Here is a 15,396-nt window from a genome sequence, read left to right on the forward strand (position 1 = left end):
TCGCTTATAGCTCTTCGGCCAGTTGATCCAACAGACGCTGGTGCGCCGCTGCATCAACAGACTGACCGAGGATTTTAGCGGCACCAGTGGTGGCCAATTCTGAGACCTGCTTACGCAGCTCTTCACGGGCACGATTAATTTCATGCTCGATTTCAGCCTGCGCAGCAGCGACCAGACGCTCGCCTTCCTGACGTGACTGTTCTTTCGCCTCGTCAATGATCTGGCTTGCACGCTTGTTAGCCTGCTCGATGATTTCAGCAGCTTGCTGCTTACTTTCACGCAACTGCTCTGCGGCACGAGATTGGGCCAGTTCAAGGTCACGCGCAGCACGGTTGGCTGCGTCCAGACCTTCGGCGATTTTCGCCTGGCGCTCACGCATAGCCGCCGTCAGTGGCGGCCATACGTACTTCATGCAAAACCAGACAAAAATCGCGAAGGCAATCAATTGACCAAGGATGGTCAGATTCATGTTCACGGCGATTTACCTCTTACGAATTCGTTGGGGTGTGGTAACGGGAACACGATCAAAGATCGCGTTCGCCTTAACCAGCAACAACGAAAATCAGGTACATCGCGATACCAAGACCGATCATAGGCACGGCGTCCAACAGACCCGCCATCAGGAAGGTTTTGGTTTGCAGCATAGGTGCCAACTCAGGCTGACGAGCCGTGCTTTCCAGCAACTTGCCACCCAGCAGTGCGAAGCCGATACCAGTACCCAGGGCACCCAGACCGATCATGATTGCAGCAGCGATATATACGAGTTCCATGTGAGACTCCTAAAGGTTAGTTAAGTGTTTAATCAAGGGTTTAAAGCAGTCCGACCATTCCGCCTTAGTGATCTTCGTGAGCCTGACTCAGATATACAATCGTCAGAACCATGAAGATGAAAGCCTGCAACGGAATCACCAGAATATGGAAGATCGCCCAAGGCACGTTCAGCACCCACTGCAAGTAGAACGGCAGCAGCGCGATCAAAATAAATACCACCTCACCTGCGTACATGTTACCGAACAGACGCAGAGCCAATGACACCGGCTTAGTCAGCAGTCCCAGAAGTTCTAGGAACAGGTTGAACGGAATGGCAATGGGATGGTTGAACGGCGTCAGCGACAGCTCTTTGGCAAAGCCACCAGCACCTTTAATCTTAATGCTGTAGAAGATAATCAGCAGGAACACGCCGATAGACAAGCCAAAAGTACCATTCGGATCGGCCGTTGGCACGATCTTGAAGTAGGGCAGACCCAATGCACTGGCAATGCTCGGAATCAGATCAACCGGCAGCCACTTGAGGGAGTTCATCAGGAATACCCAGACGAAAATCGTCAGCGCTAGCGGCGCAATCAACGGGCTGCGGCCATGGAAGGTTTCTTTAACCGTGTTATCAACAAACTCGACAACGCTTTCAACAGCATTTTGCATTTTACCTGGCACACCAGAAGTGGCCATTTTTGCTGCTTTGCCAAAGATAAAGGCGAACAGCAAACCCATCGCTACCGACCAGCCGATGGAGTCCAAATGAAAGGCCATAAAGCCCATGTCTTTGGCTTCCTGGCCGCTCAAAGCGACAGTCCAGGTGTCTGCGGTCAACTCAGTTTGAGTACCGTCTTTGGCGGTACGAACGTAGCCAGCGGGCAGCTTGCCGTACGTCAAATTGGTTAAGTGATGAGCAATATACTCTTGGGAGTTTTCAGCCATTGTTCACTCTCGATTCCAAAGGTTTTAAAAATTCTTTAATCCGGCTGAGAACACGTGTCCCAGCTGCACTGTCAGATAGCCTGCAAACAGTGCGAGATAATTCAATGGCTCAACATGGATAAAGACGACGGCAAAACCCATGGCCGTCAGCAAAAATTTCCATGCTTCCCCGCGGTACAACGACTGTACGATGCGAGGTGTCGAGCGGGCACCGGTGAAGCGGAAGACGCGCCAGATAAAGTAGGCATTGGGCAGTGCACACAGCAAACCTCCCAACAATGCCGATCCGGCGGCCACGTCGCTGTGCAACCAGGCCAGTAGCGCGACGATCAGTGTAACAACCAGCTGAATCAAGACGATTTTATAAGCCGGCGGGCGCGGTATGGATGACACTCACAGCACCCCAATTAGATCGATTTATGCGCAGCCCTAGTTTCAGGGCGCCGTGATTATATGGGCTGTACCTACGAGCATCAACAGAAACCGGACGGGACCGCTAAGTATTTGGTCGCATGGGAACAATACCGCTGCTGCAGAAGGTGCGTTCGCTGCAGGGCAACAATCGCAAGGCAAAACGGCCCAGAGGGGCCGCAGAAATGTCAGTTACTGGATGTGGCTCAAAATGCCTTCCAACTCGTCCAGGCTGGTGTAGTTGATCACCAATTTACCCTTTCCTTTATTGCCATGTTGGATGGCCACTTGGGCACCTAAGCGATCACCCAACACCTGCTCAAGGCGCTTGATGTCTGGATCGGGGCTGTTTTTCGCTGTGCTTTCAGTCGGCGTCTGCTGCAGCTGGCGTACCAGCGCTTCGGTCTGGCGAACGTTAAGGGCTTTAGCCACCACTTGAGCTGCTGCTTCGCTTTGCTGACCGCCTTCCAGTGCCAACAAAGCACGCGCGTGGCCCATGTCGATATCGCCGTGCTCGAGCAAGCGTTTCACGTCATCGTTAAGATTTGTCAGGCGCAGCAAATTGGCCACGGTGGCGCGATTTTTACCCACCGCTTCCGCCACTTCCAGCTGCGTCAGGTCAAACTCCTGCTGCAAGCGTTTCAGCGCGTTGGCTTCTTCCATGGGGTTTAAGTCTTCACGCTGAATGTTCTCGATCAGCGCCATGGCGATGGTGGTTTCATCAGAAACCAGACGAATCAGCGCCGGCAAAGTGTCCAACCCAGCCAACTGACAAGCACGCCAGCGACGTTCACCGGCAATCAGCTCAAAGCGTTGCGTTGCACCCGGCAGCGGACGCACGACGACTGGCTGCATCAACCCCTGAGCTTTGATCGAGGCGGCCAGCTCTTCCAACGCTTCGGGATGCATATCGCGCCGCGGTTGATACTGGCCTGGTTGAATCCACTCCACCGGTAGGCGCCTTAAGGTGCCGTCGGTTAGAGCTTCGTCTTCTTCGATTTGCGGCGCAGCGGCCACTTGCTCAGCGCTGATGTCCGCTTCCGTTGCCGCTTTACTTCCCGCCATCAAGGCGTCCAGGCCACGTCCAAGGCCGCGTTTTTTCTTTACCATGAGTGTGTAATCTTCGTTTGTCTGTATCAGCGATGACCGTTTAGGCCGTTTCCGCCGCTTGCTTGGCCCGACGACTCAGCTCGCCCGCTAACGCCAGGTAAGCGACGGCACCGCGTGACGATTTGTCGTACACCAGCGCAGGTACACCGTGGCTTGGCGCTTCCGCCAGCCGCACGTTGCGCGGAATGACGGTGTCGTACACGCGGTCGCCAAAGTGCTCTATTAACTGATTGGAAACATCGACAGTCAGGCTGTTGCGCGGGTCGTACATGGTACGCAGCAACCCTTCAATCTCGAGGTTCGGATTGGCCGACGCCTTGAGCGATTCAATGGTTTGCAGCAGCGCGCTCAACCCCTCCAGTGCGTAGTACTCGCACTGCATCGGAATCACAGCGCCGTGAGCCGCGACCAGAGCGTTCAGCGTTAGCATGTTCAAAGAAGGTGGGCAGTCGATGATGATGAAGTCGTAATCTGGACGCACTTCCGCCAGCGCTTCGCGCAAGCGACTTTCGCGCCTGCTCATGTCCATCAGTTCAACTTCGGCGGCGGTTAAGTCAGCATTGGCTGGCAACACATCAAAGCCGGCCGCCTCAGAGTGCACTATGGCCGCGGCCGTACGACAGCCGCCCGTGAGCACATCATAAAGTGACAATTCCAGTTCGTGTTTATCGACGCCAGCGCCCATGGTGGCGTTGCCTTGTGGATCCATATCCACCAGCAGTGCGCGCTTTTTGGTCGCCGCCAGCGAGGCACTGAGGTTCACCGCGGTGGTGGTTTTACCCACACCGCCCTTTTGATTGGTGATGGCCAGTATCTTACTCACACTCGATATCCCGTGGTTGTCGGCTTCATTCGGGTGCATTAATTAACACCCTCAGTTGGCCGTAACTGCAGCAAGTGACGTTCGGCCTCAACACCCGGAATGGTGACAGCTTGGGCATCAACGACCGCGAACCGATTCTCAAGATCGGCAATTTCCTGATGAGGATATTGCCCTTTCATGGCCAGGAAGTAACCCTGTGGAGCACATAAATGCTGACACCAATGTGTCATATCGTACAAAGAGGCAAACGCTCGACTAACGATCATATCGAACGGCTGCGCCGGTTGATAGGCTTCCACGCGCTCGTTAACGATGGTCACGTGGGGCAGTTTCAGGCTGGTTTTGGCCTGGAACAAGAAACGCGTTTTCTTGCCATTGCTGTCCAGCAGAGTGAAATCCCGATCCGGATTCATGATCGCCAACACAATGCCGGGCAAACCTGGCCCGGTGCCAACATCGGCAATGCGCTGAGCGCTGCCCAACGCCTTATGCACCGCCAAACTATCGAGCAAATGCAGCGACACCATCTCCGCAGGCTCGCGAATGGCGGTTAAGTTGTAGGCTTTATTCCACTTTAACAACAGCTGCAAATAGTCCATCAGTTGTTGCAGCTGGGCGTCGGTCAAGGCGATATCGAGGGCCAAAGCGCCATCTCGCAGTTGCCGGGTTAAGGCATCCATCGGGCAGGGTTCCGCAGGTGTAAAAGCGGCAATGTTAGCATACCTGCAACGCCCGTGATCTATGCTGACGCGCCTGCGCGGACATTCACCATATCTATCCACGCCATGACCAAAGACGCATAGCCTCGCCCTGGGGCCTGGATTATGCTGACGCCGTTACTGATACGGAGCCTAATATGACTCACGCCCATGCCTCGCCTTGGCAGCCGATCATTGCAGCCGCAGTCGCTCTGATATTGGTGCATGGTCTCGGGCGTTTTGTGTATACCCCACTGCTGCCCTTGCTGGTGGAGGACGGGCTGCTGAGTTTGAGCCAAGCCGCCAGCCTCGCCAGTTGGAACTACATCGGTTACTTGATCGGCGCTATGTTAGCCCTGTGGCTGTTCCAGCGGCAGTTGGGTCGCTCCGGGCTGATCACAGCCATTGCGTTCAATGCCATTGGTACGCTGCTGCAAACTCAGGCAGACAGCTATTCACCTTTATTAGTGTTGCGCCTGTTTAACGGCATAACTAATGGCGTGGTGTTTGTGTTGGCACCCGCGCTGGTATTGGAATGGTTGGTACGGCATCACGCCGGGCATCTAAGCGGGTTGATGTATTTGGGTGTCGGTGTTGGCTTGCTCGGCAGCAGCGTATTGGTCGATGCCACCGACTTTCTGCACGCAGCCGATCGTTGGTGGCCTGCGGCATTATTATCGCTTCCGCTGGCGGCTTGGAGCGGCTGGGCTTTGTGGCGGTTGCCGCCGGCCCATCCCAGCAATACTGCTGGGGTGAATACAGCGCTGTGGGATCAAGCCAGTACGCCACTGTTTTTGGCTTATGCGGGCGCCGGACTGGGTTACATCCTACCGATGACGTTTTTACCCGCCGTCGCCCAGCAGTGGCAGCTCACGGTGCAGCCCAGTGCTTGGTTGATTGTTGCACTGGCGTCCTTGCCATCGACCTGGCTGTGGAATCATTTGGGCGCACGCCTGGGCGATAGGCCCGCTTTGCTGATCAATTACGCTCTACAGGCCAGCGGCGTCGCTGCCCTGCTTATTTTTCAACAGCAAGTGCTGGGCTTGTGGCTATGCGCCGCATTAGTAGGTGGGACCTTTTTAGGCTCAGTGTTATTAACCCAGCGCCTAGCCCGCCAGCTGCACCCGCATCAAGGGCCGCGTTTGAGTGCCGCTTTGATTGCACTGTACGGCTTTACTCAGTTACTTGGCCCCTGGCTGGCGCGTATGGGCCTGGAGCGAGGCATGGATTTGTCATCGACCTTTGTTGTTGGGCTGGCGGCCTTAGTGTGGGCTTGGCTATTAATGTGGTGGGTGCCCATAGATAACAAAAGCTAGAGGCCAAAGACTAACTGGGCCATTGCGCCAAAAAGTGAGTGCTCTCCACGGATGCGTCAAAAAACTCTTCCTTGGCAGCTAGGTAGTCGGGCTGCACAAAAAACTGCTCCAGCTGCTCTGCTGTCGGAAAAGCAATGACAAACAGACGATTGAACGCTTCTCCGTGCTGGGCTTTTAATACCTGCGACACCTGCACATCGTAGAGAAAGTCGCCGCCAAAGCGCTGCAATATCGGTTTCATCGCTTGGCGATACTGACGATAAACCTGCTCATTCGATATCTGTAATCCAACTAACATGTGATGCATAACGGCCTGCTGTCATGGTGGTGGTTATTGAGTGCGCCACTGTGGCACTCATGTGCGCTAAACACTATGCCTAACACACCAACACAGATTTGCTGTTTACGGTAAGACACTGTTGCACGTTACTTGCTAATGCTGGCACCCGGGCTCAGGTGGTACTGGTGCTGCAGTAAGATCAATGTTTCCTCGCCCGCCATGCGGTAGAGTGAGCGGCCACTATGACAGCGAAGCTAGATCGATTATGGCGTTTCAACAACACGTTTCTGAATGGGCCGAAACCAGCCTGCAACCTCTGATTAAACTGATTCGCTACCAGCTGTGGGCACAGATACTTCTGGCTCTAGCGCTGGGGTTAGTCGTGGGCACTTGGCTGTCGCCGGAAGGCGGCCGTGCTGTCAGCCCAGAGCTGGCTTACAGTTTGGCGGAATGGATCAAGCTGCCCGGCACATTGTTTTTGAACCTGATCCAAATGGTGGTGATCCCCCTCGTTATCAGCTCGATTGTACTTGGCGTCAGCAGCGGCAGCGAAGGCGATTCCCTGCAACGCTTAGGTATACGCATTGCCCCCTATTTTGTCTTGACCACCACCATTGCCGTGACCATAGGCATCAGCCTGGCGCTGTTGATTCAGCCGGGCGACTACGTGGACGTCGATGCACTGATGGCCAGTGCGCCTGTCACCGCAACCAGTGATACGGCCGTTAGTGCGCGTGCCTCGCTGCCGCAGCATATATCTAATCTGATCCCCACCAATGTCACTCGCGCTATCAGTGAGCAGAGCATGTTGCAACTGGTGATCTTTTCGATCTTTGTTGGCCTCGCCTTGGCCAGTATTCCGCGCCAACGCATCGCCGCGTTACGTGATGTGGTGGAAGGCGTGCAAGAAGTGTCGATGAAGGTGGTGAGCTGGGCCATGCTACTGGCGCCCTATGCGGTGTTTGGCCTGATTGCAGATATTGCCATTCGAGTTGGCTTGGATGTACTTCTGGGCATGTCAGCCTACGTTGGCACAGTCATTTTGGGCCTGTTTAGCTTGTACTTGAGCTACTTGCTGATCATCAAAGTACTGGCGCAGCGTTCGGTCATCCAGTTTGCTAAAGCCATTCGCCCGGCGCAATTGCTGGCGTTTTCCACCTCCAGCTCGGCAGCGGTGATGCCATTGTCATTGCAAACGGCGCAGCAAGATCTGCAAATAGACGAAAGCACCGCGCGTTTTGTGATCCCGTTAGGCGCCACTATTAATATGGACGGCACAGCGCTATATCAGGTCATTGCCGCCGTATTTCTGGCCCAGGTGTTTGGTGTGGATATGGAGCTGCATCAAATCATTTTGCTGGCAGTGACCACAGTTGGCGCTTCCATTGGCTCACCATCGACGCCCGGCGTGGGTATCGTTATTCTGGCGACAGTATTGACCAGTGTCGGTATTCCCGCTGAGGGCATCGCGCTGATTTTGGGAGTCGACCGCATCCTCGACATGTGTCGTACCGCGGTTAACGTCAGTGGCGATTTGGTCGCCTGCTGTGTCATGCAGCGCTGGGTATAAGGAGAATTCATGCTGTCTGGGCGCCATTGGCTAACCAGCCTTAATGTTCAAATTTTGCTGGCCGCCGTCATCGGCCTGGCATTGGGTTATGGTCTGAACGGCCTAGCCGATGATTCAACGCTGAAAACAGAAGTCTTGTATTGGGCCAATATCGTCGGGCGATTTTTTATCGACCTGCTGAAGATGATTTTAATTCCGCTTATCTTCACTTCGATTGTGGTCGGTATCGCTAGCCTGCAAGCGCACCATCAGGCCGGTAAAGTATGGCGCTATACGCTGTTCTTTTTTGCGTTGTCGATGCTGTGCGCTATGGTGCTGGCACTGGTGATGACGGCTTGGGTCAAACCGGGTGGCGATTTACAACTGGCGATGTTTGCCGATGCCATGGCGCAATTTGAAGCCAAGCAAATGAGCGGCGGCGAGTTCTTTGCGCAAATTCTGCACAGTCTATTTTTAAACCCAATCGCTGCTATGGCCCAGGGAAAAATCTTACCCGTGGTGGTGTTTGCTATTTTTCTTGGCATTGCCCTGGTGCAGCACAGCAAACATAAACCCGACAGTCCGCGCACTTTATTATCCAGCCTGCAAGAACTGCTCGCCCTGCTGATGCTGATCGTTAACTGGATTATGCGCATAGCGCCTCTCGGCGTGTTGGCCTTGCTCACCAAGTTGATGGCCACACAAGATATGAACCTGCTAGCGACCATGGCCGAGTTTATTGTGCTGGTGTTTGCCATCACTATTATTCATGGCGTGGTCATACTGCCTGGCTTGATGTATCTGTTTACCGGTCGCAAGCCGCTGTGGTTCTGGCGCGCTACCCGACCAGCCCTGATCACTGCCTTTGCCACCAGCTCCAGCGCCGCCACCTTGCCGCTGAGTTTGCGCTGTGCCGAGCAAGGCTTAGGGGTCAATAAAGATGTTGCCGGTTTTGTATTGCCGGTAGGCGCCACCATGAATATGGACGGCACGGCGCTGTATGAAGCCGCCGCTGCTTTGTTTGTTGCCTACTTGGTCGGCGCAGATTTAACCATTGCCCAGCAAATTGTGGTGATGCTGACCGCTATGGTGGCCTCCATGGGTGCACCCGGCATTCCCAGCGCTGGCATGGTCACCATGATTATGGTGTTACAAGCTGTGGGCTTGCCGGCCGAGGCCATTGCGATTTTGCTGCCAATTGACCGCATTCTCGACACCATCCGCACCGCGGTGAATGTTCAGGGCGACTTAACTGCGGCGGTGGTGGTGGATCATCAGCTAAATAAAGGCAGCGCCTAATCGCGCTCGCCTATTCAACTTAGAAAGGGCCCCTAAAGCGATACCCAGCCATTCTGCAGGCCTTTGGCAATGGCTTGGGTGCGGTTACTGACTTCCAGTTTGGCCAGCAAAGCCGATACCTGATTGCGCACTGTGCCTTCGGCCTTAAAAATGCGCGCGGCTATATCGCGGTTAGATAAACCCTCTGCCATCAGGCTTAACAAAGCAGTTTCGGCATCATTCAATACGATTGTGTCGGTAGCATCTGAGCGCTGCTTGCTCAGCGCCTTGAGAGTGAGTTCAGGCTGCAACGCCAGCTCGCCATTAGCCACCCGCTCAATGGCCTGCACCAGCACCTCCAGCGAGGTATCTTTTAGCCAATAACCACGCGCGCCGGCGTGCAGGGCATCGGCCATAAGCTCGGCATCATCAAAGGTGGTTAATACCAAACATGCCGGAACCGACTGGCCGTTATTCTGCGCTTGCTGTAATCCTCGCAATACACTGAGGCCGTCTCCTTCCGGCATGCGCATATCCAAAAGAATGACGTGGGCCTCTACTTCACCTTGCTGAAAACGCTGCAAAAAAGCATCGCCTCCACTGTCTTGACCGCATACCGTCACGTGCTCACTCATGCTCAGCAGCGCGGCTAGGCCATCGCGTACCAATTGCTGGTCGTCGACCAGGTGAATACTAATCTTCAAACTCCGTCTCCACGATCAAACCCTGCTCCGTCATCACGGCGCGAAAATGCCCGTTCAGTGCCACCACCCGCTCATTCAAGCCGGTTAATCCATTGCCATACAAGGGGGTTGAGCCGACAAGATCCAAGTCTAACGCCTGTTCGCTTTCGACGATACGTAAGCTCAGGCGATCGTCACTGCTAGCAATGCGAATCCATAGGTGCTCGGTAGTGCTGTGCTTGAGCGCATTGGTGATGGCCTCTTGGCAACAGCGCAGCAGGCAATGAGCCAATTTGGCTTGCGCCAATTTGGCATGGGGCTGGATATCGAGATGCACGGTTACGCGCGGTAAGTGCTGACATAAATCGCGCAAAGCACTGGCCAAATCGATCTCGCTGTGGCGTTTGTCGCTCACCACTTGGCGAATGGTGGCTAGGCTGTCGCGGGCCTGTTGATAACACTGTTCTAACCTCTGTTGCAGCCCTTCGTTATCGCATTGCAGGGCCTGACGGCGAGCGACATCCAACTGCAGAATCAAGCTGGTGAGTTGATGCCCGGCTTGGTCGTGCAGCTCACGCGCTAGGTGAGTGCGCTCGTCATTGGCAATGGTTTGACTCAACAGCAGTTGTGTACTGTGAAGCTCGGCGTGACTGAGCTGCAATTGCTCGCGCTGCTCACGCTCCTGATTCAGCTGCTTGCTCACCACCCAGGCAAAACCATGAAAGGCACAAAACAACAATACACTGAGGCCCAGCTCCGGGTCGTGCCAGTACAGCCAGTGAATCGCGGCAAATAGCAGCATGACCACTCCAGCAAACAGAGCACTGGCGCGCTGACCTAAGCAGGCTGTGGTGAGGGAGGTCAGCATAATGCTGTAGACCAGATAAATATTACTGATCGATTGCAGCATCAGCGCCGCCATCAGCATCACAACGATGGCCAGCACCGCCATACGCCAGCGTTTTTTCTGCCAACTGCGCTCATTGAGCAGCAATAAAGTACACAGCAGCATCAGCGCATGCAGCATGCTCTCCAGCAGCCAAGGCTTATCTTGCGTTATTAGGTGCAGTAATCGCGGCGTTGCTACCACGGCCACGGTTGCTAGGCACAACACCAACCAGATGGGCGTAAGCAACCAGTAGCGGTTGCTCATTAATGTATTTAAACGCGGCACACAGCTCACACCTTGTTTGGGAATGCTGGCATCGTGACGCGGCTTGGCGGGCGAGGCAAGCCTGCTAAAAACATCGTGACAAATGTCACGGCGACATCATGACACCTCACACTGTGGCGGTGAGCCGGGGTTGGGCACACTGGCCTTACATTGATTCGAGCTGGAGGCCACACCATGTTGCAGCACTATTTTTTCACCTTGCCCGAGTGGGCGCTAACACTGCAAAGCAGCGCGCTGTGGCTACATATTGGTACCGCCAGCCTAGCGCTGTTGGCATTCTGGCTGCCGCTGGCGGTACACAAGCGCAGCCGCTGGCATCGCTACAGCGGTTGGCTCTATAGCGGCCTGATGGCGACAATGGTCGTCAGCGCCCTGACCAGTCAAACCCTGACCTTGCTCGACCCTTGGTCGGTTAATGCACTAGCTAGCGACGTCTCCGGCGAGCACATTATTGCTATTCGCCGCACGGGCTTGTTTTTATTAATGCTGTGTCTGCTGGTGGGCTGCAGTTTATGGCAAGGCCTGCGCACGGCTTATTGGAAGGTTAAACGCCCTGCCCCCACCAAAGAGTGGCTGTTGCAAGCCGCCATGGGCCTGACCGCTGTGATCGCTGCACTGGTATTAATATTGGGCACAATAAATCAAGCGCTGCTATTGGGGCTATTTGCCCTGGCAACTCTGTGGTTGATGAGCGATATGATTCGCTACTGGTGGCGCGCTCAGCCAGCGGCTTGGTGGCAAGCGCATCTGTCCGCCATGCTCGGCTCGGGTATTGGCCTTTACACCGCCTTCGGTGCCTTTGGTGGCCGCGCTCTGCTGCAAGCCTGGGTTGGTGACAGTGCCATCTGGATGGGTTGGTTGCTACCTAGCGTGATAGGCACCATCGGCATTAGCTGGGCGGCACGGCGCTTTCGCCAACTACCAAAAGCAAAACAACCGCTAGCCTAAGGCGCAAAGCACGCTGGGCTGAAGAGTGTTTTCAGCACAGCGTTTCGTTTTTTTTCATTGCACCAATATGACTATCAACAAGTAGCGACAAAGGAAATTAATCATCCAGCTCTACAATGGGATATACATGCTTATCGTTGTTATACAGCACAGTGCAGCGTTGACCTTGATGCTCAAAGTCGCGCTCTCCACCAACCACTAGAACTTGATTTTCTTTATCGTTATATAAGTAGGCGACCTCAACTTCTTTAGGCAGCTGCTGATTCGTTGATAAAGCATCTTTGTACTTAAAGTCTATCACCACATCTTCTACATAGAGGTTTTCACCAATCTTAGTCAGTTGCCTTTTATTTCCTGAATTATCGATTCTATAGCCATCGCTAAAATTAAAGACGATTTGTTCAATCACTTGCCAATGAGTAGGACCCTGCCCATTACACTCACCCTTTTTAGAACCATCGATATGAAGCAGAAAATCACTTTCATTCATATTTAAGAGACTGCGACTTGGTTTGGCCAGGGTGAAGAAAAACTCTGAGTTTTCTTGACTGGATTCTACGGTAAATTCGACCTCTGCCACTCGGTCCTCTGGAATATAGACCCAACGCTGTTTAGGATTCTTTAGTTTTTTTAGTGCTTCAACAAAACCTGTATCTGTAGCGCTGTTCGCTGAGGAAACAGACAGCGTCATATCCGCATCATCGCTTTGGATTATAGCCAGTGCACCTTGGCCCGGCTCTGGTAAATATTTGAGCGTTAACTGCTTACCCTCAAGCTGGGCGGTATGGCTGGTATTAAACAGAACCTGATCATGATTCTTTAGCTCACCATCAGCGCCGGGGGCCGGGCTGGAGGTACCGCCTCCGCCTGAGGTATCTGGCGTGGCCGGCTGCGACTCGACGGCCGGATCTCCGTCACTTGAGCTGCTACTGGAGCCACCACAGGCCGATAAAGCTAAGGCCAAGCCAATGGCCATTGCAGGTTTTTTCATCACTATTCCTTAACATATTTAGTTATATTTTTGCCATCAATTAGCGCTGCGTATGCTAGGGGCATTTTCAAAAAATTTCCGGGCATGATAGTTGCCATAGGAAAGTGCAAAAGCTATCTACATCCTTATTGCCAATTAAAAGTGAACTCTGTATGTATATCAGTGCCCAAATAGGCACTGATAACAACTGTGTTAGCTCCGCTATTTTTATCAGTCAACCACTTCTACAATTGGAAAGCGGTTTTTGTCGTTCTCGTACAGTACTGTGCAACTCATACCTCGATGTTCAATACCACGCTTCAACGCAGTGATTTCAACCATTCCAGTCTGACTATAATAAAAATATTCAACCTCAATTTCAGTACTCAGAAACTGATACGCTGCCAGAACAGGGTCGGTGTATCTGAAATCCATCACGACGTTTTCTGAATATGTATTCTCAGCTATCTTAGTTAACTGATGTTTATTACCTGCATTGTCAACTCTATAACCATCGGTAAAGTTCATAATTCCTTGCTCCTTCACTTCCCATGGAAAAAGATCTGTACTATTTTCGCAGCCTCCGTGCCTAGAGCCACCAATATGAAGCAATAGATCATCTTCTTTCATGTTCAACAGATCACGACTTGGCTTAGCTAAAGTGAAGGTGAGCTCTGAGTTCTTTTGACTGGATTCTACGATAAACTCAACCTCTGTTACTCGGTCCTCTGGAATATAGATCCAGCGCTGTTGAGGTTTCTTCAGCGCTTTTAGTGCCTCAACAAAATTTGGATCAGTAGCGCCATTCGCAGAGGACACATACAAGGTCATCTCCGCATCATCGCTTTCGATTATAGCCAGTGCACCTTGGCCCGGCTCTGGTAAATACTTGAGCGTTAACTGCGTACCCTCAAGTTTGGCGGTGTGGCTGGTATTAAACAGAACCTGATCATGATTCTTTAGTTCACCATCAGCGCCGGGGGCTGGACTGGAGGTACCGCCTTCACCTGAGGTATCCGGTATGGCCGGCTGCGACTCGACAGTTGGATTTTCATCACTTGAGCCACTACTGGAGCCATCGCTACCACATGCTGTTAAGGCCAAAGCCAGAGCAATGCTTACTAAAGGGTTATTCATTTTATTGTCCTTAACTCACTTAATCATTGTCATTCCATCCCTTGGTGCAGTCTAAGCCAAGGCACTGTAACCGCCGAGAATACTCGGCAAAGTCGCTACTTTTAGCCAGCAGACCGACCCTTTCTGCACAGACTAAGCGTCAGCTACATAGGCACTGAAACCAGCAGTTAGGTCGTCAAGATAGGGGCAAATAGGAGCCATCTTGTAACCGCATACGGGAGGCGACTCAATGTGTCATTTGTCATTATCGTTTGGCAAGAGCAGGAAACAGCGTTCCAGTGGTGGGCTGGTGGTAACTCTTTATTGCCGATTCCTTCTTAGCTGCCCTTGCCAGTTTTAGATGACCATTACAACCTATTTTCGGCCGGGTAAGTTAGTAGAAGCTGTTTCATAACCTTCAGTCCGATATAATAATCAAAACTATCAGCTTCAACTCCTCCACCATGAAACGTTCAACCTCAGAACTGACCGACCAACAGTGGGCACACATTGAGCCTTGTTTACCCAGCCTGCCTCGTGGCAAAGGGGGTCCCAAACCTATCAGCAATCGAGCCTGTTTCGAGGGCATTTTATGGGTCTTACGTTCAGGTGCGCGCTGGCGTGATCTACCCGAGCGCTATCCTTCACCGAGTACCTGCTGGCGCCGCCTTCAGTACTGGGAAGAGCAAGGTGCATGGGTCAAAGCCTGGCGTAAGCTTCTTCGCGTTCTGGATCAACAGTCGCGGTTAAATTGGGAAGAATCGTTTTCTGATGGTAGTTTTGCACCCGCAAAAAAAGGGGCCTCGGTGTTGGAAAAACCAAGCGTGGTAAGGGGTCGAAGTGGATGATAGTCGTCGATGGCGAAGGCATTCCAATCGGGCTGACACTTGGCTCAGCGTCACCGGCGGAGGTCAATCTGATTGAGGCTTTGTTAAATGTTTCCTATGGCAAGAGCAAGGTGAAGCGTTTGATTTACGATAAAGCGGCAGACTCTGATCCTCTGCGAATGGCGTTAAAGAAACGGGGCGTTGATCTCATTTGTCCACATCGTCGAAACAGGAGAAAAGCGCCGCTGCAAGATGGTAGAAAGCTGAGAAGGTACGACCGTCGCTGGAAAGTAGAGCGCACTTTTGCTTGGCTTGGAAATTATCGGCGATTAGTGGTTCGATGGGAAAGAAAGCTCTCAATGTATCGAGCCTTCTTTCACGCCGCCTGCATGATGATCGTGCTAAAGAAGTTGTGAAACAGCTTCTAGCGTTACTGTACTGACTGAAAAACTCTGAAAATAGATATATCTCAGCTATGCACTTGTACCAAGAGGAGACAGATTTCTTACCCGGCC

Annotated in this window: 17 protein-coding genes and 1 pseudogene; 6 read left to right on the forward strand and 12 right to left on the reverse strand. The window is 52.9% G+C overall.

The window, feature by feature from the left end:
- Positions 1-4 precede the first annotated feature (4 nt).
- The 7 genes from CHH28_RS03985 to rsmG all read right to left on the reverse strand — a co-directional run bounded on the left by CHH28_RS03985 (position 5) and on the right by rsmG (position 4,722).
- Complete coding sequence (locus tag CHH28_RS03985; RefSeq protein WP_094059094.1) at positions 5-475, reverse strand: F0F1 ATP synthase subunit B; 471 nt, start codon at positions 473-475, stop codon at positions 5-7.
- Positions 476-542: 67 nt separating this feature from the next.
- Positions 543-770: a F0F1 ATP synthase subunit C gene (gene atpE, locus CHH28_RS03990; protein WP_094059095.1), complete on the reverse strand. Its 228-nt coding sequence runs from the start codon at positions 768-770 to the stop codon at positions 543-545.
- A 64-nt stretch (positions 771-834) separates the two neighbouring features.
- Positions 835-1,698 carry a F0F1 ATP synthase subunit A gene (gene atpB, locus CHH28_RS03995; RefSeq protein WP_094059096.1) on the reverse strand — a complete coding sequence of 288 codons (864 nt, stop codon included), beginning with the start codon at positions 1,696-1,698 and terminating at the stop codon, positions 835-837.
- Between the two features lie 24 nt (positions 1,699-1,722).
- On the reverse strand, positions 1,723-2,091 hold the full coding sequence (locus CHH28_RS04000) for an ATP synthase subunit I (RefSeq protein ID WP_094059097.1): 369 nt from the start codon (positions 2,089-2,091) through the stop codon (positions 1,723-1,725).
- A gap of 210 nt (positions 2,092-2,301) precedes the next feature.
- A complete protein-coding gene (locus CHH28_RS04005) occupies positions 2,302-3,219 on the reverse strand; it encodes a ParB/RepB/Spo0J family partition protein (RefSeq protein ID WP_094059098.1) in 918 nt (305 codons plus the stop codon).
- 40 nt (positions 3,220-3,259) lie between these two features.
- Positions 3,260-4,042 (reverse strand): ParA family protein, encoded by a 783-nt coding sequence (locus tag CHH28_RS04010; RefSeq protein WP_094061977.1) that lies wholly within the window; start codon positions 4,040-4,042, stop codon positions 3,260-3,262.
- 38 nt (positions 4,043-4,080) lie between these two features.
- The gene (rsmG, locus tag CHH28_RS04015) at positions 4,081-4,722 is read right to left on the reverse strand and encodes a 16S rRNA (guanine(527)-N(7))-methyltransferase RsmG (RefSeq protein ID WP_094059099.1); all 642 of its coding nucleotides are present in this window, start codon (positions 4,720-4,722) and stop codon (positions 4,081-4,083) included.
- A gap of 176 nt (positions 4,723-4,898) precedes the next feature.
- Between rsmG and CHH28_RS04020 the strand changes: the two genes are divergently transcribed.
- Positions 4,899-6,056, forward strand: coding sequence for a YbfB/YjiJ family MFS transporter (locus CHH28_RS04020; RefSeq protein WP_094059100.1), 1,158 nt, complete (start codon positions 4,899-4,901; stop codon positions 6,054-6,056).
- A 10-nt stretch (positions 6,057-6,066) separates the two neighbouring features.
- Here CHH28_RS04020 and CHH28_RS04025 read toward each other — a convergent pair whose 3' ends face one another.
- A complete protein-coding gene (locus tag CHH28_RS04025; protein ID WP_094059101.1) occupies positions 6,067-6,363 on the reverse strand; it encodes a DUF1330 domain-containing protein in 297 nt (98 codons plus the stop codon).
- A gap of 238 nt (positions 6,364-6,601) precedes the next feature.
- Between CHH28_RS04025 and CHH28_RS04030 the strand changes: the two genes are divergently transcribed.
- Positions 6,602-7,906 (forward strand): dicarboxylate/amino acid:cation symporter, encoded by a 1,305-nt coding sequence (locus CHH28_RS04030; RefSeq protein ID WP_094059102.1) that lies wholly within the window; start codon positions 6,602-6,604, stop codon positions 7,904-7,906.
- Between the two features lie 9 nt (positions 7,907-7,915).
- The gene (locus CHH28_RS04035) at positions 7,916-9,184 is read left to right on the forward strand and encodes a dicarboxylate/amino acid:cation symporter (RefSeq protein ID WP_094059103.1); all 1,269 of its coding nucleotides are present in this window, start codon (positions 7,916-7,918) and stop codon (positions 9,182-9,184) included.
- A 32-nt stretch (positions 9,185-9,216) separates the two neighbouring features.
- On the opposite strand, the gene CHH28_RS04040 is transcribed toward CHH28_RS04035, so the two are convergent.
- The gene (locus tag CHH28_RS04040; protein WP_094059104.1) at positions 9,217-9,867 is read right to left on the reverse strand and encodes a response regulator; all 651 of its coding nucleotides are present in this window, start codon (positions 9,865-9,867) and stop codon (positions 9,217-9,219) included.
- Positions 9,857-11,020, reverse strand: a complete 1,164-nt coding sequence (locus CHH28_RS04045; RefSeq protein WP_157729768.1) for a sensor histidine kinase — start codon at positions 11,018-11,020, stop codon at positions 9,857-9,859. The genes CHH28_RS04040 and CHH28_RS04045 overlap by 11 nt, the downstream gene beginning before the upstream one ends.
- Before the next feature lie 174 nt (positions 11,021-11,194).
- Here CHH28_RS04045 and CHH28_RS04050 point away from each other — a divergent pair, with 174 nt between their 5' ends.
- Entirely contained in the window at positions 11,195-11,968 is a 774-nt protein-coding gene (locus CHH28_RS04050; RefSeq protein WP_094059106.1) for a hypothetical protein, read from the forward strand.
- 97 nt (positions 11,969-12,065) lie between these two features.
- Here CHH28_RS04050 and CHH28_RS04055 read toward each other — a convergent pair whose 3' ends face one another.
- Positions 12,066-12,959: a hypothetical protein gene (locus CHH28_RS04055; RefSeq protein WP_094059107.1), complete on the reverse strand. Its 894-nt coding sequence runs from the start codon at positions 12,957-12,959 to the stop codon at positions 12,066-12,068.
- A gap of 210 nt (positions 12,960-13,169) precedes the next feature.
- Positions 13,170-14,075 (reverse strand): hypothetical protein, encoded by a 906-nt coding sequence (locus CHH28_RS04060; protein WP_094059108.1) that lies wholly within the window; start codon positions 14,073-14,075, stop codon positions 13,170-13,172.
- A 443-nt stretch (positions 14,076-14,518) separates the two neighbouring features.
- Between CHH28_RS04060 and CHH28_RS20515 the strand changes: the two genes are divergently transcribed.
- Together CHH28_RS20515 and CHH28_RS04070 are read left to right on the forward strand one after the other, a co-directional pair.
- Entirely contained in the window at positions 14,519-14,902 is a 384-nt protein-coding gene (locus CHH28_RS20515; RefSeq protein WP_094058567.1) for a transposase, read from the forward strand.
- Positions 14,869-15,297 (forward strand): annotated as a pseudogene (locus CHH28_RS04070) (IS5 family transposase); the annotation flags it as partial. The gene CHH28_RS20515 and the pseudogene CHH28_RS04070, both read left to right, overlap by 34 nt.
- Positions 15,298-15,396: the final 99 nt, after the last annotated feature.

The organism is Bacterioplanes sanyensis (assembly GCF_002237535.1).
Taxonomy (GTDB): domain Bacteria; phylum Pseudomonadota; class Gammaproteobacteria; order Pseudomonadales; family Oceanobacteraceae; genus Bacterioplanes; species Bacterioplanes sanyensis_A.

Bases quoted from the DNA above. Each gene is read 5' to 3' on its own strand.
- atpE (WP_094059095.1), bottom strand. From the start codon at position 770: ATGGAACTCGTATATATCGCTGCTGCAATCATGATCGGTCTGGGTGCC.
- atpB (WP_094059096.1), bottom strand. From the start codon at position 1,698: ATGGCTGAAAACTCCCAAGAGTATATTGCTCATCACTTAACCAATTTG.
- CHH28_RS04005 (WP_094059098.1), bottom strand. From the start codon at position 3,219: ATGGTAAAGAAAAAACGCGGCCTTGGACGTGGCCTGGACGCCTTGATG.
- rsmG (WP_094059099.1), bottom strand. From the start codon at position 4,722: ATGGATGCCTTAACCCGGCAACTGCGAGATGGCGCTTTGGCCCTCGAT.
- CHH28_RS04020 (WP_094059100.1), top strand. From the start codon at position 4,899: ATGACTCACGCCCATGCCTCGCCTTGGCAGCCGATCATTGCAGCCGCA.
- CHH28_RS04025 (WP_094059101.1), bottom strand. From the start codon at position 6,363: ATGCATCACATGTTAGTTGGATTACAGATATCGAATGAGCAGGTTTAT.
- CHH28_RS04030 (WP_094059102.1), top strand. From the start codon at position 6,602: ATGGCGTTTCAACAACACGTTTCTGAATGGGCCGAAACCAGCCTGCAA.
- CHH28_RS04035 (WP_094059103.1), top strand. From the start codon at position 7,916: ATGCTGTCTGGGCGCCATTGGCTAACCAGCCTTAATGTTCAAATTTTG.
- CHH28_RS04050 (WP_094059106.1), top strand. From the start codon at position 11,195: ATGTTGCAGCACTATTTTTTCACCTTGCCCGAGTGGGCGCTAACACTG.
- CHH28_RS04055 (WP_094059107.1), bottom strand. From the start codon at position 12,959: ATGAAAAAACCTGCAATGGCCATTGGCTTGGCCTTAGCTTTATCGGCC.
- CHH28_RS04060 (WP_094059108.1), bottom strand. From the start codon at position 14,075: ATGAATAACCCTTTAGTAAGCATTGCTCTGGCTTTGGCCTTAACAGCA.
- CHH28_RS20515 (WP_094058567.1), top strand. From the start codon at position 14,519: ATGAAACGTTCAACCTCAGAACTGACCGACCAACAGTGGGCACACATT.